Genomic DNA, 25771 nt, shown 5'->3' with positions numbered 1-25771 from the left:
TCATCCTATCACTCTATCACCTTATCACTCTTTTAAAGGTCGAAACCGATATCACGGCGGAAATATTTCTTGTCGAATTGAATCATTTCCGCAACTTTATAACTCTTGGCAAGGGCTTCTTCTTTGGTTTCACCATACGAACATACGGCAATCACGCGTCCGCCGTTTGTTGCCACCTGGCCGTCTTTCATTGCTGTTCCGGCATGGAAGAGGATGCTGTCTGTAGCGGCAGCTTCTTCAAATCCGGTCATTACTTTACCTTTCTCGTAAGCTTCGGGATATCCGCCGCTGACGAGCATGACGCAAGCAGCCGTACGCGGGTCCATTGTCAATGTCTTTGTATCGAGGTTCACGTCGCGTACACCTTCCAGAAGTTCCACGAAGTCGCTCTGTACACGTAGCATGACGCTTTCTGTTTCGGGGTCTCCCATGCGGACATTATATTCTATGACCATCGGTTCGCCTTTCACACGGATCAGTCCGAGGAAGATGAAACCTTTGTAAAGGATGTCTTCTTCTTGCAGTCCGCGGATAGTGGGCTCAATGATACGGGTACGCACTTTTTCCATAAATACCTCGTCGGCAAAAGGAACGGGAGTCACGCTTCCCATACCACCGGTATTCAGACCTTTGTCACCTTCGCCGATGCGTTTGTAATCTTTGGCAACGGGCAGCACTTTATAGTTCTTGCTGTCTGTCAGCACAAATACGGAGCACTCGATGCCGCTGAGGAATTCTTCGATAACTACCGTGGCACTGGCCTGACCGAACATACCACCAAGCATTTCTTTCAGTTCCTTTTTGGCTTCTTCGAGTGTAGGAAGGATCAGTACGCCTTTTCCTGCGCAAAGACCGTCGGCTTTCAGCACATAGGGTGCTTCAAGGGTTTCAAGGAAAGCGAGTCCTTCTTCCAGATTTTCGGCATTGATGCTTTTGTAGCGGGCGGTGGGGATGCCATGACGTTCCATGAAACCCTTGGCAAACTCCTTACTGCCTTCCAATTGGGCACCCTTGGCAGTAGGGCCGATGATGGCGATATGTTGTGTGGCGGCGTCTCCGGTAAAGTTGTCGTAGATACCTTCTACCAACGGATCTTCGGGACCTACCACAATCATATCTACTTTTTCTTTCAGGGCGAAAGTTTTCAGGGCAGTGAAGTCGGTAGCTTTGATAGCTACATTCTCGCCTACTGCACTGGTACCGGCATTACCGGGGGCGATAAAAAGTTTCTCTACTTTCGGGCTTTGGGCTATTTTCCATGCCAGAGCGTGCTCGCGGCCGCCGCTTCCTAATAATAATATCTTCATCTTTATATTTCGTTTAATTTATTGCTTCTATTTTATTCTATAAATTGTCTTCAAAATACCGTGTTATCTTCTCATGCAGATGTACTCGGTCACGTCCTATGACATTGTGCTTATGCGTGGGATAAATGAATAAATCGGGATACGTGCGTGCATCCACACAGGCTTTTATGAACGAAAGTGTGTGTTGTGGCACACAGGTATCGTCATGGTCATCGTGAATCAGTAATAGATGTCCTTTCAGATTGCCTGCCAGATTCTTCAGGTTGCATTGTTCGTAACCTTCCGGATTGCTTTGCGGCGTATCCATGTAGCGTTCTCCGTACATAATTTCATAATATCCCCAGTCAATAACCGGCCCGCCTGCAACACCTACTTTGAATATCTCCGGATAGCGGAGCATCAGGGCTGTAGTCATGTGTCCGCCAAAGCTCCATCCGTGTACACCGATGCGGTTACCGTCTACGTAAGGCAGGCTTTTCAGGAATTCCACACCTTTCACCTGGTCTTTTCCTTCTTCGATGCCGAGATGGCGGAAGGTGACATTTTCAAATTCAAGACCACGGTTATCGCTTCCGCGATTATCAAGGGTGAACATGATATAACCTTTGTTTGCCATGTAGATGTCCCAGCCGCGTGCACCGTTTTGCCAGCCACCGGTGACCATCTGTGCGTGCGGACCGCCATATACATAGATGATGGTGGGGTATTTCTTTGCCGGGTCGAAGTCTGCGGGTTTCACAAGGCGGTAGTAGAGGTCGGTCACGCCGTCGGCCGCCTTGATGGTACCGGTTTCTATATTTGGCATAGTGAAGCCCTTGAACGGATCTTCTGCTGTAAGCAGTGTATATTCCCGATGTTTTTTCGGGTTGGCAGACATTATCTTTATGCTACGGGGGCAAGTGGGCGAAGAAGATTTGTCAATGAGATGGGTACCCATAAAGCCGGATAGCTGTGCCGAATGAATTCCTTCAGAGTTTCCTAAAAGGCTTCGTTTACAGTCCTTCAGACTGACAGAGTAAATATTGCTTTGTAGAGGGGAAGTTTCGGTACTCTGAATAATGACGTGCTGCGTCTGCCGGTTGAATCCTAATACTTGTTGTACCAACCATTCGCCTTGGGTCAGTTGCTTCAGCAATTCTCCTTTTACATTGTATAGATAGAGATGATTGAATCCGTCACGCTGGCTTTGGTAGATAAACTTGTTGTTGTCCCATGGCAGGAATACGATGGGGTGTTGAGGTTCTACGTATTTGGGATGCGTTTCCTCAAAGAGAGTAGCCATTAATTCACCGGTCTCGGTGTTGTATTGGCATAGTTTGGCATGATTCTGGTCGCGGTTCAATTCGATAAGATAGATGCTTTTGGCATCCGGAGCCCAACTGATATTGGTGAAATAACGGTCTGTGGGATCACCTGTGTTCAGATAGACCGTTTTCTGTGTTTCGGTGTTATAGATGCCTACCGTTACTTTATGGCTTGTCATGCCTGCCATAGGGTAACGTACATTATTCAGTTCACCTATGCGTGCTGTGATGTCTACCAATGGATATTGTGTTACCATGCTCTCATCCATCCGGTAGAAAGCGAGCAGGTTTCCCTGGGGACTCCAATAGGTACCTTTGTTGATACCAAATTCATTGCGGTGTACGCTTTGGCCGCATACGATACCTTCAGCTTCGGTGGTTACCTGACGAGTTTGTCCGTCATTGGTCATTACGTAGAGATTGTTGTTGAGTGTATAGGCCAAGTGGCGGCTCACTTCGTTCCAATCTTCATTGGCAGCTTGGGCGGGACACGGTTGGTTCCAAATTAACTCTTTCTTTTTCCAGTCGATAAGTACGCGGTATTTACCGGTGTTCAGCAAAAGGAGTGGGTCTACTTGGAGCAGAATTCCAATAACAGCACTGTGGGGAGTATTGATGGTCTTTGCGGAGTAGAAGTTACGCAACTTTCCTAACTCTTTTTCTGCCAATAGCTTATTGGCCTCTTTCAGGGTAATGACTGTGAAATTTTCTCCTGCTTTTGCTCCTACTCCATTTACTGCCCAGATGCCTTTTATACTGTCGATACCCAATTCTAAGCATGCGGCATCACCATACCACTGATACCATTTGTTTTCAGCAATGCGATAGGTTTCTCCGCCAGGAAGCAAATCTTCCAGCGTTGGTTTCTTTAAAACTTGTGCCATAACGTTTGTTGCAAAGAGAGTGGGTAACGCCAATAGCGCTATTCCCATCCATTTACAGATTATCTTCATGTTCATAGTCATTTATTGTCATTCTCTTTTCTGAATCCTTTTATTTCTATTCTGTCCATCGGAGTGCTTTTCACTTGTATTGCAGCACTCAGCTTTGCGAAGGCGGAGAAGAGCTCGTCGAATTGTTTCTCGTAACTGTCTCTGTCGGAAGTGACGTCTTCTTCCAAATATTCAATACGCTTTCTCAGTTCTTCAAGCTCTTGCTTTGGGACGTGGGAGAGAAGATATTGTCGCATACGGACGAAGGCGCGCATGATGTTGATGTTGACTTCGATGGCTTTGGGACTCCGGAGGATACCGGAAAGCATGGCGACGCCTTGTTCGGTGAAGGCGAAAGGGGAGTAGCGGGTACCGCCTTTGTTTGAGATTGCAATTTGCAACCTCAAACTGGAAATCAGACAGTTAACTTCTTCGTTTGATAATTGGAACATAAAATCTTCAGGAAATCGCTCTGCATTTCTTCTTACCATTTGTTTGAGGTATTTTGTTTCTACCTCATACATCTTCGCCAAATCAAAGTCCAGCATCACCTTCTGACCTCTGATTTCGTATATCTTATTCTCTATAATAATTAGATCATCCATTTATGCCTTGTCCTTTTAAGGTCGTAAATTGCGACCTTATATTGTCTACCAATAAGTTATCTTCTACTTCCCTGACTTGAACTCCCAATTTGGAATATCAAGTTGATACTTGTAACTTATCTCTTTTATGTTTTGTCAGTTTGAGGTCACAATTTGTGACCTCAAACTGTTTATCAGCAACTTACTCCCCGTCTTCCCTCTTTCTCGGCTTAAACTCCCTTTTCGGCTTAAACTCTCCGCTTCCTCCCGGACGGCGTTCCCTGTCGAACGGTTTCCGTTCCCGGTCTCCATCCTTGCGGAACTCCCTCGGCTTGAACTCACCTCTCGGCCTATCTTCTTTTGAACCAAACTCACGGGGTTTGCTGTCTCTTGGTCTGAACTCCCTCGGTCTGTCGTCTCTGGATTTGAATTCGCCCGGTTTACGAGATTCCCTTGGTTTGAATTCTCTCGGTTCTCTAGACTTGAAGCCGGATTCTTCGTTTTCGCCTTCGCCCTCACCTTCCTGCTTCTTGAACTCCTTATACTTTCCGTCGAAAATCTCGTATTTACGGAATTCACATTCCAGTGCACCGTTGAACAAAGGTATCTTGGCGGTCGGTTTCAGTCCTATCTGGTCGAAGCACTCTTCACGGTAAGAAAGCACCCATGCCGTGTTTCCGATGAAAGCATGTTTCAGGCGTTCGCCTATCATCTGATACAATCCCAGCAGGTTGTTGGTAGAGATACGTTCTCCATAAGGCGGGTTGGTGATGATCATTGATTTCTCCGCGGGTTGCTCAAATTGCTGGAACGGCTGTAACTTCAAGACAATATCTTTCGATACACCTGCCGCTTTCACATTGTGTGTAGCTATTTCATTAGCTTGCGGGTTATTGTCGTAGCCATATATCTTATGCGTAAATTCGCGTTCTTGACTATCGTCATTGTAAATCATGTCGAACAAATCCTGATCGAAGTCATTCCACTTCTCAAAAGCGAATTCCTTGCGGAACACTCCCGGAGCAATGTTGCGTGCAATCAGTGCCGCTTCAATGGGAATTGTACCCGAACCACACATCGGGTCTATTAAGTCACATTCCCCTTTCCATCCTGTCATCAATATCATTCCGGCAGCCAGTACCTCGTTTAGCGGAGCTTCTACCGCTTCCTGGCGGTACCCGCGGCGGTGCAGTGACTCGCCCGATGAGTCGAGAGAGAGCGTACAAGTGGTCTGTGCAATGTGTATATTCAGCAATACATCCGGTTTGTTGATGCGTACGGACGGGCGTTTGTTAAACTTATCACGGAAATAGTCCACAATGGCATCTTTTACTTTGTAAGAAACGAACTTGGAATGGCGGAACTCTTCGCTGAATACAACGGCATCTACGGCAAAGGTTTTTTCTACATTCAGGATCTCTTCCCAGCAGATAGCTTTGATTTGGTCATACACTTCATCGGCGTTCTTGGCAGTGAAGCTTTTGATTGGTTTTAGAATACGTATTGCTGTACGCAGGCAGAAGTTTGCTTTGTACATCATTTCCTTGTCTCCACTGAAAGACACCATGCGTCGGCCTATTTCTATGTCGTTTGCTCCTAATGCAGTCAGTTCTTGTGCCAGTACTTCTTCCAGTCCTTGGAAGGTTTTGGCAATCATTTGAAAGGATTCCATTTATTTGTTTTTGATTTTACGATTTACAATTTGATGGCTGAAGTTGTTGCAACTTCTTCTATCTTGTTGTTTTTCTTTATAATTATATATTCAATTTCTCTCTCTTCTGAAACACTTGTACTTTCCGTATGCAACACTTGTGTGGCTTTTCTGAAATACTTGTGTCGTTCTGCCGGAACACTTGTGTCCTGCGAACGGGTTGCTTTGACCTGCGCGGCGGTTATTTTTTTGCTTTAGTCTGTACAATTCTCGCTCCTGGCGGCACATTTTCCGTTACCCAGATATTACCGCCTACTGTGGCACCCTGTCCGATGGTGATGCGTCCTAGGATGGTGGCATTGGAATAGACGATAACATTGTCTTCCAATATCGGATGGCGTGGAATACCTTTGATCGGCTTGCCGTCAGCATCCAGTGGGAAACTCTTGGCACCCAGCGTCACTCCCTGATACAGTTTCACATTATTGCCGATAATGCATGTTTCACCAATTACCACACCTGTTCCGTGGTCTATGGTGAAGTGGCTGCCGATGACGGCACCCGGGTGGATATCTATTCCCGTCTCGCTATGGGCCATTTCGGTGATAATGCGGGGAATGAGAGGAACACCGAGCCTCAGCAGTTCGTGCGCAATACGGTAATTGCTGATGGCGCGTATGGCTGGGTAGCAACTGATTACTTCTCCGAAACTATGTGCGGCAGGGTCTCCATTGTAAGCAGCCGCTACATCCGTAGCCAGTACACGGCGCATTTCCGGCAGGTGGCTGATGAACTTGGCGGCAATCAACGCAGCTTCTTCACGTTGGAGTTCGGTGCAGCAACTGCATTCGCCGTCGCCGGTAAAGCAAAGACCTGCAAGCACTTGCTCGGTCAGTAAGTCGAACAAACGTTCAACATTCACTCCGATGTGGTACTTTACGGTACGACTGTTGACTGTGGAATTACCGAAATAACCGGGGAAAAGTATGGCACGCGACAGCTCTACGATGTCATGCAACGCTTTGGCCGAAGGCAATGGATTACCGTCCGTGTGCTGATGAAACAGTCCTCTGTAAGACGAACTTTCCGATAGTTCATCGACTGCCTGTGTCAAAATGTGAGTAAAGTTCAATGGACTCATTGGGATATCCTTTTATAATAAGGTGGGCACAAAGGTAACTATTCTCAGCGAAAATCCCTCATTTATAGTATGAAAATCCCACAAATATGGTATTTCTTGTGAACCGTTATCTCGCTATCTTTGTACTTTATAAAGAAGAGTATAAATTAAAACCCAATAAGTTATGAAAAAGATAGCAAAACAGCTCACTGATCTTGTGGGCAACACTCCCTTGCTGGAGCTGAGCAATTACAATAAAGCGAAAGGTTTAAAAGCCCGTCTGATCGTGAAACTGGAGTCATTTAACCCTGCCGGAAGTGTGAAAGACCGCGTGGCATTGGCGATGATTGAAGATGCGGAAGCTTCAGGTTTACTGAACCCCGCAGCCACTATTATAGAACCTACCAGTGGAAACACCGGAATCGGGCTTGCATTTGTAGCTGCTGCAAAAGGTTATAAACTGATTCTTACGATGCCCGACACCATGAGTGTAGAACGCCGTAACCTGCTGAAAGCCCTTGGTGCCGAACTGGTGCTTACACCGGGTGCCAATGGTATGAAGGGTGCCATAGCCCGTGCTGAAGAACTGAAAGCTGCTACTCCGGGTGCGGTAATTCTTCAGCAGTTTGATAACCCTGCAAACCCTGCCATGCACGAACGTACTACGGGACAGGAAATCTGGAGGGATACGGAAGGTGTTGTTGATATTTTTGTAGCCGGTGTCGGTACCGGTGGAACCGTTAGCGGTGTAGGTGCCGCCCTGAAGAAGCATAATCCGGGGGTGAAGGTGGTGGCAGTGGAACCTACCGATTCTCCCGTACTTTCGGGAGGTGCACCGGGAGCACATAAGATACAGGGGATCGGTGCCGGTTTTGTTCCTAAGAACTACAATCCGGCAGTAGTAGATGAAATTCTGCAGGTAACGAATGATGATGCTATTCGTGCGGGTCGTGAATTGGCTAAGTTGGAAGGTTTGTTGGTAGGAATTTCGTCCGGAGCAGCAGTCAGTGCAGCTACCCGTCTGGCACTTCTTCCTGAAAACGTAGGAAAAACAATAGTCGTATTATTGCCGGATACAGGCGAACGTTATCTTTCGACGTTGCTGTATGCGTTCGAAGAATATCCGCTGTAAGATGTCTGACGGATTCTTTTAATGAAAATCTGTTGGATATTTGTTATCGGATTTCGGAGTGAAGAAGTATTCTGATTGAAAATGTCGTACAGACTGAATTTGGAATGGTATAGATAAATATTTCTTTTATGTCCTTTAGAAGTGCCTGTGGCCCTACTTTGGTAGGGCTACACCTTTTACCCCGGATGGCTACACCATTTTGCGGTGATGGCTACACCTTTAGACCAAAAGGGTGTAGCCCTGGTAGAAGGATGGTTATAGGGTTTGGGATGAAATGATTATTATTTGACAGATAAGGCCTTTTTGATATTGCATTTTACTAATGTATGGATATTTCCCCTTAATAATTCGGATTGTCATAATAAGTGATATAGTCCAGATATAATTCTTATCGGGCGAACCTGTTTTTAGGGCTGTTCCCTGTATTATGGTGATGGTCTGTCCGTCCGTGTCAATCCCTTCTGAAACTACATAGTCGTCCTTTTTTCATTCAAAGTTCGTAAATAGTCCGTTAGCCATTTTTAGACTAACGGAGCTAATAAATAACTAATCGAACAAAGATCTTACCCATTCACTTGGAATACCAATAAAATTATCATAACCGACAATATGATTATTTAGAGCAATTAACAAAATAACTAGAATTGCAATTGCAATCCATGTTCCTAATTTATCATACCATTTCTCGGGCTCAACATAATCTTGATTAGCATTCTTTTTTATATGTGTATTCTTAGTTGTCCATTTTTTCTTTATCTCATAATTTATTATTGTTGATTAAATTCTGGTAATATCTTCCTTTCCGTCACTAAACACGACCTTGCTTGGTAAGTTTAAACAATTATATTGAATCTCGATGATTCCCTTGTTTAAATCTTTAGTTAAATTGCCATTATTGTCATAGGTATACTCGTTTGCCTGTTTCACACCGTCTTTGAATTCAAAACCTCCATTATAAGCAGAGGCGTTCACGGCATCGTCCACACGGTTCAATTGGTTGCCGTTCAATGTATAAGAAAGGTTGTCAATTAAACCATAGGTGGAAGCACCTGTCTGTCCGTAGCGTTGCAATCCTTTGATGTTGCCATTCTTGTCATACGAAGTCACCCTTTCGGTGAAACGTCCTGCACCGTGGGTAGCATTCAGCAGTCGACTCAAGCCGTCGTAGGTGAAAGTATAGCTGTGACTGTCACCGTCTGCCGTCCAGTCCATTGCGGTGATGTTGCCGTTGTAGCCGGCGGTACCGTTGTTGTAGGTTAGCGTTTGAGTGAACTTACTACCCGTAATGCCGGTCAGCCAACTACGGATGTTGTAGGAATAGGTTGAACTATGTGCAGTTCCACCCAGCTTCTTCTGCTTCACGCGACCAAGGTCATCATAGGTATATTCGGCAAGGGTGACGATGGTATCGCCGTCCAGTTTGTGCTGTACCTTCAACAGGCGGTCGGCGTAGTCATAGCTGTAGGTATGGACTTCTGTCAGGTTTTTGCTTCCTGAAGTGTGCACATGGGTCAAGGTCAGCGGTTTGTTGGTGAAGCTGTAGGAAGTTGTAGTCATGTCGTAACCGTTCATGGCGTTGCTTTATATTCATATTTCTCCCGACAATTGCTTGATGTAAGTGTCATTGTCGCTCTTATAGGAAGTCTTTTCATCAAGCAAAGCCAGAATCATCCCTTTATCATTATTGTAAAGATGGAGTATAAGTGTAAAGGTACAGGGAGCAATAAATAATCCTTGCCTTTACAAATGTGCATCTGTGCAGGCAAGGATTCTGAATTTAGTGCGGATATAGGAAATGCTAATACTCTGACTTTAATTTATCTATCTAAGGAAATATCTTTATTTTAATTCTAAAGATTGCCATTTATGTAGAATAAACCAAATACAAATCACTATAGATAAGATATGCGGAACAAATTCTCCCATAAAACAATCCTTTATCCCAAATGTACTTATTTTAATCATGGTCGTGAAAACTAAATGATAAAGTTGAAAGCCTAATGCACCTATTCCAAATACAATCAACAGTATTCTAACAAAGTTTTTTAATCTATTTTTTGGGATAAAATATTTGTTCAATTTGGATGTTGTCCTTCTATGGATGGAATCTAAGTTTCTCTTTTGTATCATAATTATTTGATATACAATAAACCAAATGTAAATTAAGATAGAAAATAAATGAAATATACTTTCAATTTTATAGCAAAAAAATAATATATAATCATTTGAGCATTTACAAACCGTAGTTCCAAAAATAAAATTCACAAACTGGAATCCTAAGGCATAGAATCCTAAAATAATTAATAATATTCTGAAAAGGGTTTTAGTTTCCATTTACTTTTATATTTGGGTTTTGCTGTATCCATTTTTGTATCAACGACATAGCGTCGTTCCAACTCATCTCATTATTGATATTCCAAAAGTCTCCATCATCAATTAAGTCTCGATGTATAGACTTCCATTCTTTTGTACTCTTTTTTCTTATTTTATAATCAGCATTTGGAATATCACGATTACCACTGATTGGAAGACTTAAACCTTGCACCCAATCATTCGTTATCGTAGCGTCAACGCGAAGAGGTCCTTTTACACCATACAATTCAGTTGGCTGCCATGCATTTAAATGAAACACTGTATTGACAGTCCATCCCTGTTCTTCAAGGTATCTGATCATCCCCTCGGAGAAAGCACCACCCATACTATGAGATACAAAATGAAACACATCCTTTGAATTCATTCCATTTATTAATTGAGAATAATTTTCCTTAGCATAATTATATCCATCCAAATTGCGTAAGAAAGTAGAACTACGCCAATAGTTATATTCAATATTTGCAAAATAAGTAGATTTATCTTGTAAAAAAGCCTGTGCTCCTCTGACAAAACTACTATTTGTTCCTCCCCAATATGCCGAACCTCCAGTCGGTGAACCAAAACCTAAGAAACCATTAACAAAAACTATTTTCTCCCCATTTGAGTCAATTGCATTTACTGGATTGTTCATACAATAGTTATAAGGGGAAACTGAATAGTATTTCTCCGCCAACGGATCTACCACATGCCATCTTCCCAGTGCTGCATCATACATTCTCGCCCCATAGTCATACCAGTTCAGCCCCTTCTTTGTATCAAGTTCCTTGCCATTGTACTTGTAAGGTTGTGCATTTCTTGTATTTGTAAATACACCGCCAAACGGGTAATAATGATTTGTTTCCTCCACGTTACTATTCTGATCTACAACTACCCAGTTATTTCCCTGATGATCTTTCAGGTAATAATAATACTCTCCGTTATCCAAAGAGACGTATCCTTCTTCCGTCAATAAATACTTGGCTATACTACCTTCATAGATCACATTTCTGCAGTAAGTTGTCCGGGTAGTGCTACTTCCTATCTTATGTTCCACGCGGAGCTTTGTCCCGTCTGCCGCATAAGTATAAGTAATAGTACTCTGATCCTTAAACTTTATCAGTTTTGGCAAATTTAGTGAATTGTATTGAATTTCTTCTATTCCCTTGTTTAAATCTTTAGTTAAATTGCCATTATTGTCATAGGCATACTCGTTTGCCTGCTTCACAGCATCCTTGAATTCAAAACCTCCATTATAAGCAGAGGCGTTCACGGCATCATCCACACGGTTCAATTGATTGCCGTTCAATGTATACGAAAGGTTGTCGATTAAGCCATAGGTGGAAGCACCTGTCTGTCCGTAGCGTTGCAATCCTTTAATGTTGCCATTCTTGTCATACGAAGTCACCTTTTCGGTGAAACGCCCTGCGCCGTGTGTGGCATTCAGCAGCCTGCTCAAGCCGTCGTAGGTGAAAGTATAGCTGTGACTGTCACCGTCTGCCGTCCAGCCCATTGCGGTGATGTTGCCGTTGTAGCCGGCGGTACTGTTATTGTAGGCCAACGTTTGGGTGAACTTACTACCCGTAATGCCGGTCAGCCAACTGCGGATGTTGTAGGAATAGGTTGAACTATGTGCAGTTCCACCCAGCTTCTTCTGCTCCATGCGACCAAGATCATCATAGGTATATTCGGCAAGGGTGACGATGGTATTGTTGTCCAGTTTGTGTTGCACTTTTGATAGTCGGTCGGCGTAGTCATAGCTGTAGGTGTGGACTTCTGTCAGGCTTTTGCTTCCTGAAGTGTGCACATGGGTCAGGGTCAGCGGCTTGTTGGTGAAGCTGTAGGAAGTTGTAGTCACGTCGTAACCGTTCATGGCGTTGCTTTCCACACGCTTTACTTCACGCCCACGAATGTCATAGTAGAAAGCTTTCCAGACGGGATTACCGTTTATGCCTGCCACCATTTGCCCTGTCAAAGCGCCTTTACCGTAGCCGGATGTATCTGTGGAGAAGTTACTACCGGTAAAACCTTGAGTCCCAATGAAACTATAGCTGTCATAATAGTTCATGATGTGTACGGTGGTTCCGGAGGTCGTCACCTTGTTGGTGCACAAGCCCTGTTCGGTCAGACGGTTCAATTGGTCATACTTATAGTAGGTCCAGTTTTGGGCGGATAAAGCACGCTGACTGCCGTCCTGAGAGAATGTCAACCGGTCGGAATTGTCATATACATATTCGATGTATTGTGTGCCTGGCAGTTTCTTCCGGATGCAGCGGTTGCATCCGTCGTAATTATATTGATACGCATAAAGATTCAGGTTATCGGTACTGATATTGCCATTTATAGCCGGTGGCAATACATAACACAGATTTCCATAGTTATCATATACATAATAAGTATCAAGCGCTTCGCTGCCGTTCATTCTGCGTTCAAGTAGTGTGCGCCCTATCTTGTCCATAAAGGTATAGGACATATTTCCGTCTTCATCCGTTGTTCGGGTTACGTTCAGTGTGCCGTTGGCATAGTCTCCCGAAGCCTCTAAAGCACCTGCCGAAGTTACTTTATACCGGGTGCAGCGTAGCTGTGCGGTTGCACTGTTGCCCATAAACTCCGTTGCAACCGGATGTCCGCTGTGCCAGTCTGCCCCCGCGCCGTATTGCTTCACAATGCGGTTTTGCGGAGAAGTCTCGTAAACGGCTTCTTGATAAGGGCGGGAGTCATTACCGTGACTGGCGGGTGCGCTACTTTTGAAGCTGGCCGGAGCAAGATAATCAGGGGTTATAACCGCCGGAAGCCAGGTCTTCGTCTCTCGCCCCGCAGCGTCATATTCTTGGAGGGTGGCAAGAGACACTCCTTTCTTATTAGTATTCTCTATCGCCTTGTTCACTGTCTGGAACGGACGGCCTAATCCATCATAGTAAACCACTTTGCTCAAGTAAGACTTCGTGTCGGATTTAAGCATGGTGCGGGTCAGGATGTAGTTCTGAGAACTATCCTGGGCATGTCCTGCCGTTGCCTGAAGCAGCAACAATAGATATAATAGATAAATTCGTTTCATATTCATTCTGTTGTATTACTGTTTATATTGATATTGATAAGTTTCCACTGTCCCATTGGTGTCGGCTATTTGACTCAGGCGTCCCATTACGTCGTACGGATAGGTCTTTTTATATCCATTCGGCGCAGTCTCTGTGGTTATTCCTACAGAAGGGGCATAGGTGTAAGTAGTGACTAATGCATTGGATAGAGAGGAACGTATGTTGTCCAGTTGTGCCTGAGTGGGAGCAGTGCCGGAAGCTATTGACGAAATTGTGCTTTCGCTTACTTTCGCCGTTACTTCGCTATAAGTCAACCCTTCTATGCGTGCTATGGGATAGCGGTAGTTGTATCCCCACAGGATGACAATTTTCCGGTTGCCGAGCGTAGTCAGGTATTGCGGATTTCCCTTGCTGTCATATCTCTCGTAGCGTACCAGTACCCTGCTTACATTGTTGCCTTTCTGCTGGCTGATGTTATCCGGCAGAAACTTGTCGCCCACTTGCTGATAGGTAGTAAGGTCGGTAGACAACAGGGCGGAGTTGCAATATTTCTCTTTCTTTATGGGAGTATCCACATAATTCTTTGCAGCCATATTGCTGTAAACTGTTCCGGCCTGTTGAAAGGGATAATAGGTTTTAGTGGTATAATTATCCTCGTCACTATTGGTTGTGGTTTCCGTTATCGGCTGCAAGCAGCGCAGTTGAGGGTCGTATTGATAGGTACGGGTTGCGACTACGTTTCGTTCATAATCCGTTGTCTTTACGCTTGTCAGTTTGCGCAGCTTCCTGTAACCGCGTACATTGGTATATACGATGGAATTGTAAAATTCGTCCAAACTGGAATAAGGAGCACAACTGGAGAGTACATTTTCGTAATAGATCACCCCTATTCCCAATCTTCCTAAGCGTACACCGATAGAGATAGAGTCATTGGGAGGTACAAGTTCCGTATATTCATATTCTTCCGACAACTGCTTGACGTAAGTGCCATTATTGTTTTTGTAGAGATTTTTCTCTTTCAGCAAAGCCGGAACCAAGCCTTCGTCATTGTTGTAAAGGCCGGAATAAAAGCGCAAAGGTACGGGGACGGGCACATCTTCCTCCTCTGCTCCGGGATAGCTGCTCTCAAAGTCTTGCGTAAACCTATAAACAGTTTTTCCTACGTTGGCCGATCTTAGTCCCTTGTATTCTGTCACTTCATTGTAAAAGACGGGACTGCCGCTCCAACCGGTAAGGGGAAGGATGGGTGAAGCCACGGCAATCTGATGCAGGTTGCCCCTACATTGGTATGCTCCATTTGCTTGTCGTATAAAATAAAGGAAGTAATCCTCATAGGAGAACAACTCGTTTAAGATTTCCATTGTAGCTTCTCCTCGCCCATATTCATAAGTTTTCTGCTCTAAGATAGTGCCGTTGTGGTCCTTATTAATAATTTCCGCAACCCGTAATCCACCGATGTATGAATAAGCACCAGTCCGGTTGGTTTCAAAGTTGAAGGTTGTGCTGCCTCCGGTCGGGTACTGAATTGTTTTAAGCATACACATCTGCATGTGTAAAGGAGAAGCATTTCGGTCTGCCAAACCTGAGGCTGGGAATACACCATCGGGAATCATATTATAATTCTGCGTTCCATTATAATATCCCCAATAGTCTTCACGGCAATAGGAATTTGCAGGGGCTCCTGCATTGGAAGCATTGTAATGATCCGGAGGTGTCGATGTGTCATACGAGAATGTATAGTTGTCGGCTATGGTATTGGTTGTGTTCCCTTTCATGGAAAGACTGCCAAGTTTCATCCTGTAGTTGGAGGAATGGTTGCCAAAGTATGCATTATTATTGAAAGTAACATGTTTGACGGTTGAATTATTGTCTTTTACCGTAATGGACGTTAGACGCTCCTTCTGTGTGTCCAGTCTATCCTTGGCATAACTGAAAGTTATATTGACATTGTTCCAGCTGATGGAACTTAACATGGGAACTTGGTATAAATAAATTGGCATAGATACATCTCCACCAAAATTACCGGTGGTTTCATTCGCGACATAGTCTTGTCCCATTCCTTCACTGTAGGTAACCACATTCCCCTTGTGCAGAAACTGAGAGCGATATCTTATAATATAACTATCTCCTGGGGTGTATGAAAGGGTTATCACATTCTTGCGGCCTGCAGTTTCTATTTTGGTCAGATACCAGGCACTGGTATAGATGTTCATTTGGGGCGACCTGCATGATTCCTTTGCCTCAAAGTAATAAGTCGTGCCATCGGTATCAATTACTTTATATCCTTTGCTTGTTCTCTCTATTTTTATTGGTTCATGAGGGATGGTAAAAGGAGTTTCATTATAAACATTGTAGCGGAACATACCGGCTTTGCCTGCAAAATTATAGCTGTATCGGTCTGATTCGGAATCGTATTCGGGAACGCCTGCAAATACACGGTTCCACAATCTTGGTTCCATGGCCGATTCTGATAGTCGTTTTTCTACATCTGCCTTACTTTTGAAGAACATCCGGTAATTAAAACCTTCGAAATCAGGTGCTCCGCATACCGTACGAGTTATTACCCCTCCGGCATTCAGCGTCCATCCCAGTCCTACTGGACCGGAAACATCCAATACTTTGATGCCCGAAGCATGATATGAAATAGAGATAGGGAGTTCATAGTCTCCGGTATTCAGTGTGTAGATCGGAATTTCTATTTTGGGAACTCCTGTAGAATGATCCACCGGATATTCCCCATAGCGGGCATAGGCGGCAGATTGCGGGCTGGGATGGAATGTAGCTTTCAGTAATTGGTCGGCTACTCCGTTTTGCGCTCCTAAAAAAGAAAATGGGAGCAGGAAAAATAGTAGTAGATAGTAAATTTTATGATTTGCCATTGCTGTATAAATATAAAAGTGAATAGAATAATTTGTTGTCTCTTTTCTTATTGGAAGGCTACCCCAATGCATCGCATCTTATCGCATTGGGGTAGCGGGTTTACCTTTTACGGTGTCATGGCTTTCACTCCCAGTACCCCTGCAATGGCTGTAGCCACGGTCACGATTACCTTCAGAATGATCTTCCAAGTGTTTTTGCTCATTTTCATAATGTTTAATGTTTTAATTGTTTATAATTCCTTTCCTACCTCGAAGCACGGGCATACTTTCACCCACTCTTCCGGTTCTATCACCCCGTTCCCGTTCAGGTCCGGACTAAGGTCGCGGTGCCCGCAGACGTAGCTGTTCCTGTACCGTTTCAACAACTGGTGCACCAGCAGGCGGAGCGCACTTTTTTGTTCCGGCGTACGGGTATCTGCAGGATGTCCGTTACAGTCCAGCCCGCCTTCGTAGCAAAGGCCTATTGAATGAGCATTATGCCCCTTTGCATGTGCACCGATAAGCTCCAGGGGACGGGTGTTGGCTACAGTGCCATCCCGACGGATGTAATAGTGGTAGCCGATGCCACGGAAGCCGCGACGGCGATGAATGGTTTCCAGTTCTTCTGTCGTGAGGGCATGATCTGCCCGGGTGGCGCTACAATGCACCACGATTAAGTTGATACTTCTCATGATTCTTTTTGGATTAAAATAGTTTAGTTAGTAAAATAGTGAATAGTTTGGCTAAGCCGTAGTATTAGTATTGTGCACGTGTTGTTGGACGTAGATGAGTTGCGGAGGTACATTGGCGTTTAGTCCAGCGGATTATCCTCGATTCCGCCGTCGCCACCACTGCTGCTGCCACCACCGGAACCGTTTCCGGTTACTTTGGAGTTGTAAGGGAGGCATTTGACACCTGTCACCATGGAGCGGGTGGCTACGGTGCGGTCGGGATTTTTGGTGTAGCTGGGCAGGAAGCGTACCGTCAGAGTGGCTTGTGCTGCCGAAACCTTGTCGGCGGCTTCCACGCCTTTTCCATTGGATTTCATGGTCATACGGAATGTGCCGAAGCCATCCAGGGTGACGCTTTCTGAAGATTGCAGATGAGTGGTCATTACTCTCACCAGGTTGTCGATCGTGTTCTTAGTGTCGCCTTTGGAGAGGGAAGAGTATTCTGCAATCTCACGGGCAATCTGATCGGTAGTTACGTTGCCTTTCAGTACAATACGCGGGTAAAATAGTTTCTTGCCGGCTTTGTTTTCTAAAATAGATTGGGCTGCTTTATAAAATACTGGCATAATTTGCATTGGTTTTAAATTGTTAATAAAAATGTTTGATTTTTGTGTCTTAAGCTTAACCACATTGCAAATGTAAGACTTCTTTTGTGAACTAAAAAGTGAATTTATCCGTTTTTTATCAGAAAGTGTTTTTGAATTATTTGCGATGTGTAACCTGTCTTATTTCACGCACAAGCTCAGCAGGTACTTTCCCGGGAAGCGTATTTTTCCGTGGCTTTCGCGCAGGTCGAAGAAACCTTTCCAGATGGGATGTCCGATAATGCCGAAGTTGCTCTTGAGGATGATGGCGTACTGTTCCTGCTGTGTGATGTGGTGCTGTCGGAGATTAAAGACCAGTCCGTCCAGATTGCGTTTTAGTCCGTCCTGGGGCGGTTGCAGGCGTGAGATATCGTCATCGGTCCATTTCTTGCGAGGCGGGCGATTGCAAGAGGCTTTTTTTGAAGACATTTCTTTGAGTACGGCATCTTCCGAACCCGCTTCTCTTTGTGAAAACAGAATCTCCTCCTCCCTTTCCTCCGCGGACTTCAAGTCCGCGTTCTGAGTTCCCCCGCCGGGGGAACTATTGAGGAGGGGATATTCTTTTCTATTCTGTGCTATGCTATTCTGTGCTATGCTATGTGTACCGGATGTTTCATTTTGGAACTTAAATGTTACATTATTTTCTTCCATTTCATTCTTTTCGGAAGAAGCTATTTCTTTTTTGCCGGCAGTAATGTGTTGGCATTCAGTTGTAACAGCTTCGAGCTCTCCCTTGGTTTCTTCTTCTGTCTTTTCTGGAGTCACTTCCTTTGGCTCTTCCTTTCTTCCGTTGCTGATACGGAATCGCTCGTCTATAACGCTGGACTTGCGGCGTTTGGTGCTGAAGAGGTATTGGCTTTGTATTTCTCCGCTGGTGAGCACACCGTATTGTCTGAAAATACCGGGATGGAAGATACCATACTCAATGGCGAGGCCGAGGATGCGTTTCACATCGGCGGCCGACTGATTGTAGAGGTTGGCGGAGAGGTCGTCGTAGAAGAGGTCGTCGGCATGGACATAGTAGCCTTCGCCGCCGTAGATGCAGGAGAAGGCGCACATTAAGGTGGCGAGGGCACCTTCGCCTTCGCGCTTCATGATACGGCGCACGAGGCGGTCGTTCATGAAGCCGATGTCGACGGGGAAATAATCGAGTCCCCGTTTTTTGATTCTGGACATGGTGGTGGTTATTAATGATTAATAATTAATGATTCTTGGTGAAGGTCAGCTTCGATGAGTTTTCTTCGTTTGCGGATTACGCTCTCTTTCACCACTTGGAGGGCATGCAGAATGAGGGTCATACGCCGCTTCTGATCTTGTATGTCGGTGATTAGGAGGGGAGTGTGTGAAGCGATGTTCACAAAGCGCGAATCTACGTAGCGTTTTCTATAGGCGGCGCTGCGGCATGCTTTGCAGCGACTTTCCGGTTTCCGGGTACGTTTGTCTATGTAGAAGGCTTCGGCGGGAAGTTCCTTCAAGCAATATCTACAAGTGTATAAGGTAGGGGTAAGTGTCTGTTCCATAGTGAAATGTTCTTAGTAAGTATATCCTGTTGACTGAGTATATATATCTGTCGTGTAGCATCTATATATCCTGTGTGTAGCATCTATATATCCTGTGTGTAGCATCTATATATCCAACGTGTTGCATCTATATATGCTACGCCTTGCATCTATATATCTTGCGGGCGGTTCTCTATTTCGAAACCTGAAATGTTTGTTTTTCATAATTCTTCTCTTTTTGTTTGCGATATAAAAATAACTTGCTTACTTTTGCCACTGCAAATATAGAGTTGTTTTCGGATACAACCCAAATTGTTTTAGCAATTAATTTTCAGAAAATGCGTAATGGATTGTAAATGAACCGTTATCATATTTTGACTTATATACAATAATATTATGGAGAAAAAATCGGACTTAGTATTGAATGTTTCGGAAATAGTGAAGCGTGCAAAGACTGTGTTGAACCTGAGGAATGATGCGGCATTAGCCGCCTACCTTGGTGTCTCCCGTTCTACCCTGAGTAACTGGTGTGCACGAAACAGCATTGACTTTCCGCTGCTGCTGGAGAAATTGAAGGATGTGGACTACAACTGGTTGTTGGTAGGTAAAGGAACTCCTGTGCATCAGACGAAAATATGCAACAGTGGGATAGTGCAGGGCGAAGTGGAGATGATACATAACCCCAAAGCGGTTGAGGCTCTGGATAATCGTAGCATATCGTTGTATGACATCACCGCTGCCGCCAACTTGAAAACATTGCTTGCCAACAAGGATCAGCATGTGGTGGGAAGGATACAGATTCCGAACATACCTGCCTGCGACGGAGCACTCTACATCAGTGGAGACAGTATGTATCCCATTCTGAAATCGGGGGATGTTGTGGGCTTTAAGGAAGTTAACAGTTTCAGCAGCGTCATTTACGGAGAGATGTATCTGGTGTCATTTTGCATTGACGGCGACGAATACTTGTCAGTGAAGTATGTGAACCGTTCCGATGTGGAAGGTTGCATCAAGCTGGTGAGCTACAATCCGCATCATGAACCGATGGATATTCCACTCGCATCTATACAGGCGATGGCGATTGTCAAGTTTTCTATCAGAAGGAATATGATGATGTAAATGCGCGCGGGTGTTCGCGTGCGTACGAGAGGGGCGTAAACCTATACTTCGCTAGGTCGAAGCCCGAAGGATCTGCAAGTCATCTTGTCTACCTTGATCTCCCATATTTTCACATTGCGCACGGCAGGTTCGCTATACTTGAACTCGTAGTCGACGTATTGCTGCATGATGATGTCGAGTATACGTCGCTTTTCATCCATATCCTCTATGAAACGGACGTTTCCGTGGCACATCACACTACGCGACTTCATGCTGTAACTGCATGCCACTTGGCGATGCATATATACCAGTTCGTGCCCTTCGCAGAAGGTGATACAAACGCGCGGGTGGTGTTCTGCCATCGTCACTTTGCCGCCTTCGGGACCGGAATGCAGATAGATGATACCGTCCCGGTAAGCAAAGTTCATGGGGATTACATAGGGATTGCCTTCCGAATCGGTGATACCTACCGTACAGTAAGGGCATTTGCGGATAATTGCTTCAATCTCAGCTGGGTCGGTGATTGCGATTGTCTTCATAGGGCTGAATAAGTGTTTTTTATTTGGTGCAAAGATATAAAAACTGCTCTACAATGGAAAATCATTTTCCGTTGTAGAGCAGAGTTATTATATTATCGGCTTTGTTGGAATTACCAGCCCGGATTTTGTTCTATTATAGCTCCGGTGTTCGTATCGATCACTGTCTGTGGTATCGGGAAGAGGTTCCACTTCGTAACTTGAGCTTTGTCCGATTTGAAATATCCGCCCCAGAAAGGCTGGTCTGCAATATACATTGCATGGTTGTTAAGACTCTCGATTCCTTCATTTCCCATGCGGAGTAAAGTTGCCCATCTTCTTTCTTCACCGAATAACTCACGCACCCGTTCATCGAGGATGTATTGCAGTGTTATTTCGTCTGCTGTAGCCAGTTTTGTACATTGTGCACGGTTTCTCAGTTTGTTGATGTCGGTAGCAGCGGCGCCTTTGTCACCTGCACGCAAATTGGCTTCGGCGCGTAGCAGCAGAGTTTCTGCCGAACGGTGTGCATACTGGTCGCAATACATGTTAGAGCGGTTACCGCCGTCGGCCAGGTCGTCATATCCCCAGTCGTCGATTGGAGCAAGTTTAGTCCAGACAGGGAAGAATTCTGTTATCTTCTGAGTATTATAATCCAGCATTTCGTAAGGAACTGGTTTACCGTACATGCTATGCTTCGTATCCATGCACACAAACTGGCGGCGGATGTTGCAGGGTGCATTGCGTATATCATCTTCGTAATCGCCTTCCCAAACGTCACTAATTACATAAGTAGTAGGAGCCATATTGGCTACACCGCGTCCACCTACGTAGGCTGATACGTTTCCGCCCGGATATACGCTTTCGTCGATATTGCCAGCCCACGGTCCGGCTGCTGCACCGTTTTCGGCATATTCAGTCTTCCACACTACGTCACGAAGAACGGGAGACATTTCACGGGGATAACCTACAAAGTTGTTTCCGCCATATTCGTGATACACCGTATAATCGTTCTGCAAAGTCCACAGTGCTTCCGTATTTCCTTCAGCATAATCGTAGTTTCCTTGCTGGAAGAGGTCGAAGAATACATTACCATCTTCATAGTAGGCAGCTATGCCATTTTTCGTTGTTCCCCCTCCCGGGATGCTGCGTGTACCGAAACGCTCTGTCATCAACGGATGTAGTGCCATTACTTTGTCGGCATATTCGATGGATTTCCGTAGGCATTCGGTGTCATTGCTCTTGATGGTAGCCAGTGCCAGATAGGCTTCGGCCAGGAAATGGTAAGCGACTCCCTTTGACACGCGTCCGGCTTCCGATGGATAGTCGGGCAGTGCTGCTGCCGCAGCTTCCAGGTCGGTAATAGCGAAGTTATACGTCTCTTCGCGGCTGGAACGTACAAAGTCCAGTTTCAATGTCTGATAGAATTGATCTACCAGGGGAACTCCACCAAACAACTCACCCATTGTCAGGTAACCGTAGCCACGGAAGAACATGATTTCACCATAGGCTTCACTACGCTGTGCTTCACTCTCCCAGGGCAGACCTTCTTTATTGTAACCTTCCAGTGATTGGTTGGCATAATTCACCATTTGGAACATGGCATCATAAATTTTATTGGAACTGCTGTTGGTGCTCGACCAGTTGGCGAAGTTACAGTAACCGTTACCCGTGCTGCGGAAATAGGGGGTATCCAGCACATCAGTACCCAGTCCTTTCAGGAAGTAGTCTTGTTGATACCAGTAGCGGATGTGGATGTACAAGTTAGTGATACAAGCCTTCACCTGGTCAATCGTTTCGTACGAGTTGTCGGTGGTGTAGATTGTCTTCGGCTTTTCCGTCAGGAAGCCTTCATCGTCACAAGACGTCGTCATGCCAAGCATGGAAGCTGCGGCAGCTATGAATATGTATTTTTTTGTTTTCATCTTTAGTGTTTTTAATAGAGTTAGAACGTTAAATTCAGACCAAACGAAACGGTACGCGACAACGGGTATCCGTAAGTGTAACCGCTACCTAATGTTTGTTGAACTTCAGGGTCACCGCCTTCCCATCCGGAGATGGTGAAAAGGTTCTTGCAAGCCATGTAAACCTTCAGATTCCCGATACCTGCTTTCTGTACCCAAGGCTGGCGGAAAGTATAGGACAGGCTGAGGTCTTGCAGACGCACGAAGCCATATCCTTGTAGCGGAGTGTAGCGTCCGTCGGTATAGTTGATACGCGGATATTTGTTACTCTTGTTTTCGGGAGTCCACCAGCCGTGGTTGAAGTTATTGTCGCCCTGTACGTCGGAAGAAGTACGGAAAGCGTAGTAGTTTACAGCTTGTCCGTAGCCGTTTCCACCGAAGATGCCGGTGAACAACATATAAAGTTCGAAGTCCTTGTAGCGGAATGTATTGCCAAAGCTCATGCGGAAGTTTTCTTTTTTGTATCCCAGGATGGTACGGTCGTCGGCTGTAATTTTACCGTCTTCGCTACCGTCCAGGTTGGCAAACTTCACGTCACCCGGTTCTGCACCGTTGGCTGCCATATATTCTGTATCTTCTTCTTGTACAATACCAATGTTCTTGTAACCATAGATAGCACCCAATGACTTACCCAAGAACAGGGAGTTCGTAATATCGTCCTGACCGTCTCCGTAGAGTTCTTTCAGCTTGTTGCGGTTCATATAGAAAGTCAGTGTGGAACCCCAGTTGAAGTCTTTTGTCTGGATGTTGGTAGTATTCAGGTTAACTTCGATACCCCAGTTGTTTACCTGTCCCATGGTGGCTTTCATGCTGGTCAGACCATTGATCATAACCGGAATGTTACGGTTGAATATCTGGTTGGTGGTCTTGGAGAAGTATCCGTCGAATTCCAGGCGGATGCGGTTGTCGATTAATCCCAGGTCGAAGCCGTAGTTGAATGATTCGGTTTCTTCCCATCCCAGGTCGGAGTTACCCATCGAGGTGATGCGCTGTCCCCAGCTTACTAATGAAGTGTTACCGAACGGATAGCTGTAACCTCCTGACTGTCCCAATGTGATTTTGGAAAGTGTTTCGTAAGGAGAAAGGCTTTGGTTACCATTCTTACCCCAGGATGCTTTCAACTTCAGGTAGCTGATGGCTTTAATATTCTTCATGAAAGCCTCGTTGGATGCTGTCCATGCCAGACCTACTGCCGGGAAAGTACCCCATTTGTGGTTTGCACCGAAGACACTGGAACCGTCACGGCGTACGGAAATACTCAGGTGGTATGTATCGTTGTAGTTGTAGTTGGCACGTCCCAGATAACCTACGTTGGTGTGGCGTGTATAGTTCAGACCGTTGATCTTCTGTGTGGTTGCCAGGTTCAGTCCGTCGTAACTGAGGTTGGTGTTACCCAGTGCGGCAAAGTCGGAACCGTCGAAACGACGGTAGCTGTACTCGTAAGAGTCACGCGTATATACATAAGTCAGGTCTACATAGTGCTTACCGAATTGGCGCTGCCAGTTTACTATATTGTCTAATACCCATGATGTGTTCTTTGTGCGTGCGCTGTAACCGTTTGCTGAGGCCAAGTAATTGGCTACAGTAGAGGCGGAATAGCGGTCGTCGCTGGAACCTTCTTTTACGTAATATCCTTCATGCGTAAAGTAATCGCGTTCGATGTTTTCTACGGAATAGCTACCGTTCAGGCGGTAAGTCAAACCTTCTACCCAGGGACATTTCACCAATACGTGTCCTTTCATGGAGGTAGTGGCATACGTGTCATGGTCGTCGATAGTACCGCTCTCTACATTCCACATCGGATTGATACGGTAAATACCCTCATTACAGGGGAATTTCTCCAATCCACCGCCATCGGCACGTTCGGCACGACCGTAAGGGCTCAGACGGATGGCTTGGTAGAGGTCGTATACGCTGGCTCCGGAATAGTCGTTGTAGGTGTAGTTTACCTGTCCGCCTAATTGCAACCAGTCTGTGATGTCCGATTGCAAGCGTGCTGTCAGGGCGGTGCGGTCGTAATCGTCTCCTTTCACAACTCCTTGCTGGTCGGTGTATGTACCGGACAGATAGTAATTAATCTTCTCCGTAGCTCCCGAAACAGAAGCTGAGTAGTTCTGCATCAATCCGGTGCGGGTACAATAGTCGTACCAGTCGATGGTATTTCCGTTTTTGTAGTTTTCGTATTCGAACTCTCGCATCCATGTAGGATCGGCGTCCTCTGCCAGACCACTCAACAGGTTTACTTTCTTTACATAATCTTCGGGACTTAACAAGTCCGGTTTTGCTGCTGCTGTAGAGAAAGCCCAGGAAGTATTGACGTTGATGACGGGTTTACCCAACTTTCCTTTCTTGGTAGTGATCATAATTACACCATTGGCAGCTTGCGAACCGTAAGCTGCGAGTGAAGTAGCATCTTTCAGGATACTCATGCTTTCGATAGTTGTCGGATCGATGTCGCGGAAGCTTCCCATATAGATCACACCGTCCATTACGATCAGCGGAGTAGAACCACCATTTACTGATTTCTGACCACGAACCTGCAATGAAGGTGCCTGTCCGGCTCCTTGTTGCTGCGATACCGTGATACCGGTAGCCGTACCACGCAGAATGTCCATTGCATTGGAGGTAGGCATCAGTGCCAGCGGAGTTTCCGAGGCTTTTACGGTAGAAACCGAACCTGTAAAGTTCTTGCGCTTGGTAGTACCATAGCCTACTACTACTACCTCATCCAGCATTTCGGCGTCTTCTTTCATTTGTATATCCATTACTTTTCCGGCGACAACAGGTAGTTCCTGTGTCTGATAACCGATATACGAAATAACTAATGTTGCGTTGGGAGTGACACTTAGGGTGAATTTACCATCCAAATCAGTGATTGTGCCGTTCGATGTGCCTTTTTCCAATACGCTGGCACCGATGATGGCTTCTCCTGTTGCATCCTTGATAATACCTGTGACGGTTTGTTTCTGTTGCTGAACTGCATGTACGGAAGTTACACTGTCTTCAGCCATTACTGCGAGGGGCTGAGCTGCGATGAAACCAGTGCAAAGCAATAAGGCTGTGAGGACCTTCCGGTTTCTTTTGAACGAGTTTTCTTTCATCGTT

At 45.3% G+C, this 25771-nt stretch carries 18 protein-coding genes; 2 read left to right on the top strand and 16 right to left on the bottom strand.

What is annotated here, in order from left to right; all coding sequences use genetic code 11:
- Positions 1-32: 32 nt before the first annotated feature.
- The 5 genes from purD to epsC form a co-directional block, all read right to left on the bottom strand.
- Positions 33-1307, bottom strand: coding sequence for a phosphoribosylamine--glycine ligase (gene purD, locus BACINT_RS04610; RefSeq protein ID WP_007660964.1), 1275 nt, complete (start codon positions 1305-1307; stop codon positions 33-35).
- A 37-nt stretch (positions 1308-1344) separates the two neighbouring features.
- On the bottom strand, positions 1345-3570 hold the full coding sequence (locus BACINT_RS04605) for a S9 family peptidase (RefSeq protein ID WP_044154862.1): 2226 nt from the start codon (positions 3568-3570) through the stop codon (positions 1345-1347).
- A gap of 2 nt (positions 3571-3572) precedes the next feature.
- Positions 3573-4148 (bottom strand): ORF6N domain-containing protein, encoded by a 576-nt coding sequence (locus BACINT_RS04600; RefSeq protein ID WP_007660962.1) that lies wholly within the window; start codon positions 4146-4148, stop codon positions 3573-3575.
- A gap of 181 nt (positions 4149-4329) precedes the next feature.
- Positions 4330-5799: a THUMP domain-containing class I SAM-dependent RNA methyltransferase gene (locus BACINT_RS04595; protein WP_007660961.1), complete on the bottom strand. Its 1470-nt coding sequence runs from the start codon at positions 5797-5799 to the stop codon at positions 4330-4332.
- Between the two features lie 220 nt (positions 5800-6019).
- Positions 6020-6919: a serine O-acetyltransferase EpsC gene (gene epsC / locus BACINT_RS04590; protein ID WP_007660959.1), complete on the bottom strand. Its 900-nt coding sequence runs from the start codon at positions 6917-6919 to the stop codon at positions 6020-6022.
- A gap of 163 nt (positions 6920-7082) precedes the next feature.
- On the opposite strand from epsC, the gene cysK reads away from it, so the two are divergent.
- Positions 7083-8030, top strand: coding sequence for a cysteine synthase A (gene cysK / locus BACINT_RS04585; RefSeq protein WP_007660957.1), 948 nt, complete (start codon positions 7083-7085; stop codon positions 8028-8030).
- 777 nt (positions 8031-8807) lie between these two features.
- Here cysK and BACINT_RS04580 read toward each other — a convergent pair.
- The 8 genes from BACINT_RS04580 to BACINT_RS04545 all read right to left on the bottom strand — a co-directional run bounded on the left by BACINT_RS04580 (position 8808) and on the right by BACINT_RS04545 (position 19110).
- Entirely contained in the window at positions 8808-9602 is a 795-nt protein-coding gene (locus tag BACINT_RS04580; protein ID WP_044154777.1) for an RHS repeat domain-containing protein, read from the bottom strand.
- Between the two features lie 751 nt (positions 9603-10353).
- A complete protein-coding gene (locus BACINT_RS04570) occupies positions 10354-13437 on the bottom strand; it encodes an RHS repeat domain-containing protein (RefSeq protein WP_232288743.1) in 3084 nt (1027 codons plus the stop codon).
- A 15-nt stretch (positions 13438-13452) separates the two neighbouring features.
- Entirely contained in the window at positions 13453-16296 is a 2844-nt protein-coding gene (locus BACINT_RS04565) for a hypothetical protein (protein WP_232288742.1), read from the bottom strand.
- A gap of 107 nt (positions 16297-16403) precedes the next feature.
- A complete protein-coding gene (locus BACINT_RS24130) occupies positions 16404-16505 on the bottom strand; it encodes a smalltalk protein (RefSeq protein WP_021967767.1) in 102 nt (33 codons plus the stop codon).
- A gap of 21 nt (positions 16506-16526) precedes the next feature.
- Positions 16527-16967, bottom strand: a complete 441-nt coding sequence (locus BACINT_RS04560) for an N-acetylmuramoyl-L-alanine amidase (RefSeq protein ID WP_021967766.1) — start codon at positions 16965-16967, stop codon at positions 16527-16529.
- A gap of 119 nt (positions 16968-17086) precedes the next feature.
- Positions 17087-17572 carry an HU family DNA-binding protein gene (locus BACINT_RS04555; RefSeq protein ID WP_021967765.1) on the bottom strand — a complete coding sequence of 162 codons (486 nt, stop codon included), beginning with the start codon at positions 17570-17572 and terminating at the stop codon, positions 17087-17089.
- A gap of 159 nt (positions 17573-17731) precedes the next feature.
- The gene (locus tag BACINT_RS04550; protein ID WP_007660947.1) at positions 17732-18766 is read right to left on the bottom strand and encodes a DUF4373 domain-containing protein; all 1035 of its coding nucleotides are present in this window, start codon (positions 18764-18766) and stop codon (positions 17732-17734) included.
- 11 nt (positions 18767-18777) lie between these two features.
- Entirely contained in the window at positions 18778-19110 is a 333-nt protein-coding gene (locus BACINT_RS04545; RefSeq protein WP_007660946.1) for a hypothetical protein, read from the bottom strand.
- A 375-nt stretch (positions 19111-19485) separates the two neighbouring features.
- Here BACINT_RS04545 and BACINT_RS04540 point away from each other — a divergent pair, with 375 nt between their 5' ends.
- Positions 19486-20208 carry a LexA family transcriptional regulator gene (locus BACINT_RS04540; protein ID WP_007660945.1) on the top strand — a complete coding sequence of 241 codons (723 nt, stop codon included), beginning with the start codon at positions 19486-19488 and terminating at the stop codon, positions 20206-20208.
- Between the two features lie 41 nt (positions 20209-20249).
- Here BACINT_RS04540 and BACINT_RS04535 read toward each other — a convergent pair whose 3' ends face one another.
- The 3 genes from BACINT_RS04535 to BACINT_RS04525 form a co-directional block, all read right to left on the bottom strand.
- A complete protein-coding gene (locus BACINT_RS04535) occupies positions 20250-20726 on the bottom strand; it encodes a pyridoxamine 5'-phosphate oxidase family protein (RefSeq protein WP_007660944.1) in 477 nt (158 codons plus the stop codon).
- 110 nt (positions 20727-20836) lie between these two features.
- The gene (locus BACINT_RS04530) at positions 20837-22627 is read right to left on the bottom strand and encodes a RagB/SusD family nutrient uptake outer membrane protein (RefSeq protein WP_007660941.1); all 1791 of its coding nucleotides are present in this window, start codon (positions 22625-22627) and stop codon (positions 20837-20839) included.
- Between the two features lie 20 nt (positions 22628-22647).
- The gene (locus BACINT_RS04525) at positions 22648-25767 is read right to left on the bottom strand and encodes a SusC/RagA family TonB-linked outer membrane protein (RefSeq protein ID WP_007660940.1); all 3120 of its coding nucleotides are present in this window, start codon (positions 25765-25767) and stop codon (positions 22648-22650) included.
- Positions 25768-25771 lie beyond the last annotated feature (4 nt).

This window comes from Bacteroides intestinalis DSM 17393, from assembly GCF_000172175.1.
Lineage (GTDB): Bacteria > Bacteroidota > Bacteroidia > Bacteroidales > Bacteroidaceae > Bacteroides > Bacteroides intestinalis.
The sequence above is the reverse complement of the archived record's forward strand: the minus strand, read 5'-3'. Positions and strand labels throughout refer to the sequence as shown.

What these genes read in the sequence shown, in the direction of transcription:
- BACINT_RS04540 (WP_007660945.1), top strand. Translation starts at nt 19,486, where the DNA reads ATGGAGAAAAAATCGGACTTAGTATTGAATGTTTCGGAAATAGTGAAG.
- purD (WP_007660964.1), bottom strand. Translation starts at nt 1,307, where the DNA reads ATGAAGATATTATTATTAGGAAGCGGCGGCCGCGAGCACGCTCTGGCA.
- BACINT_RS04535 (WP_007660944.1), bottom strand. Translation starts at nt 20,726, where the DNA reads ATGAAGACAATCGCAATCACCGACCCAGCTGAGATTGAAGCAATTATC.
- BACINT_RS04605 (WP_044154862.1), bottom strand. Translation starts at nt 3,570, where the DNA reads ATGAACATGAAGATAATCTGTAAATGGATGGGAATAGCGCTATTGGCG.
- cysK (WP_007660957.1), top strand. Translation starts at nt 7,083, where the DNA reads ATGAAAAAGATAGCAAAACAGCTCACTGATCTTGTGGGCAACACTCCC.
- BACINT_RS04595 (WP_007660961.1), bottom strand. Translation starts at nt 5,799, where the DNA reads ATGGAATCCTTTCAAATGATTGCCAAAACCTTCCAAGGACTGGAAGAA.
- BACINT_RS04550 (WP_007660947.1), bottom strand. Translation starts at nt 18,766, where the DNA reads ATGTCCAGAATCAAAAAACGGGGACTCGATTATTTCCCCGTCGACATC.
- BACINT_RS04570 (WP_232288743.1), bottom strand. Translation starts at nt 13,437, where the DNA reads ATGAAACGAATTTATCTATTATATCTATTGTTGCTGCTTCAGGCAACG.
- BACINT_RS04525 (WP_007660940.1), bottom strand. Translation starts at nt 25,767, where the DNA reads ATGAAAGAAAACTCGTTCAAAAGAAACCGGAAGGTCCTCACAGCCTTA.
- BACINT_RS04530 (WP_007660941.1), bottom strand. Translation starts at nt 22,627, where the DNA reads ATGAAAACAAAAAAATACATATTCATAGCTGCCGCAGCTTCCATGCTT.
- BACINT_RS04545 (WP_007660946.1), bottom strand. Translation starts at nt 19,110, where the DNA reads ATGGAACAGACACTTACCCCTACCTTATACACTTGTAGATATTGCTTG.
- BACINT_RS04565 (WP_232288742.1), bottom strand. Translation starts at nt 16,296, where the DNA reads ATGGCAAATCATAAAATTTACTATCTACTACTATTTTTCCTGCTCCCA.
- BACINT_RS24130 (WP_021967767.1), bottom strand. Translation starts at nt 16,505, where the DNA reads ATGAAAATGAGCAAAAACACTTGGAAGATCATTCTGAAGGTAATCGTG.
- epsC (WP_007660959.1), bottom strand. Translation starts at nt 6,919, where the DNA reads ATGAGTCCATTGAACTTTACTCACATTTTGACACAGGCAGTCGATGAA.
- BACINT_RS04555 (WP_021967765.1), bottom strand. Translation starts at nt 17,572, where the DNA reads ATGCCAGTATTTTATAAAGCAGCCCAATCTATTTTAGAAAACAAAGCC.
- BACINT_RS04580 (WP_044154777.1), bottom strand. Translation starts at nt 9,602, where the DNA reads ATGAACGGTTACGACATGACTACAACTTCCTACAGCTTCACCAACAAA.
- BACINT_RS04560 (WP_021967766.1), bottom strand. Translation starts at nt 16,967, where the DNA reads ATGAGAAGTATCAACTTAATCGTGGTGCATTGTAGCGCCACCCGGGCA.
- BACINT_RS04600 (WP_007660962.1), bottom strand. Translation starts at nt 4,148, where the DNA reads ATGGATGATCTAATTATTATAGAGAATAAGATATACGAAATCAGAGGT.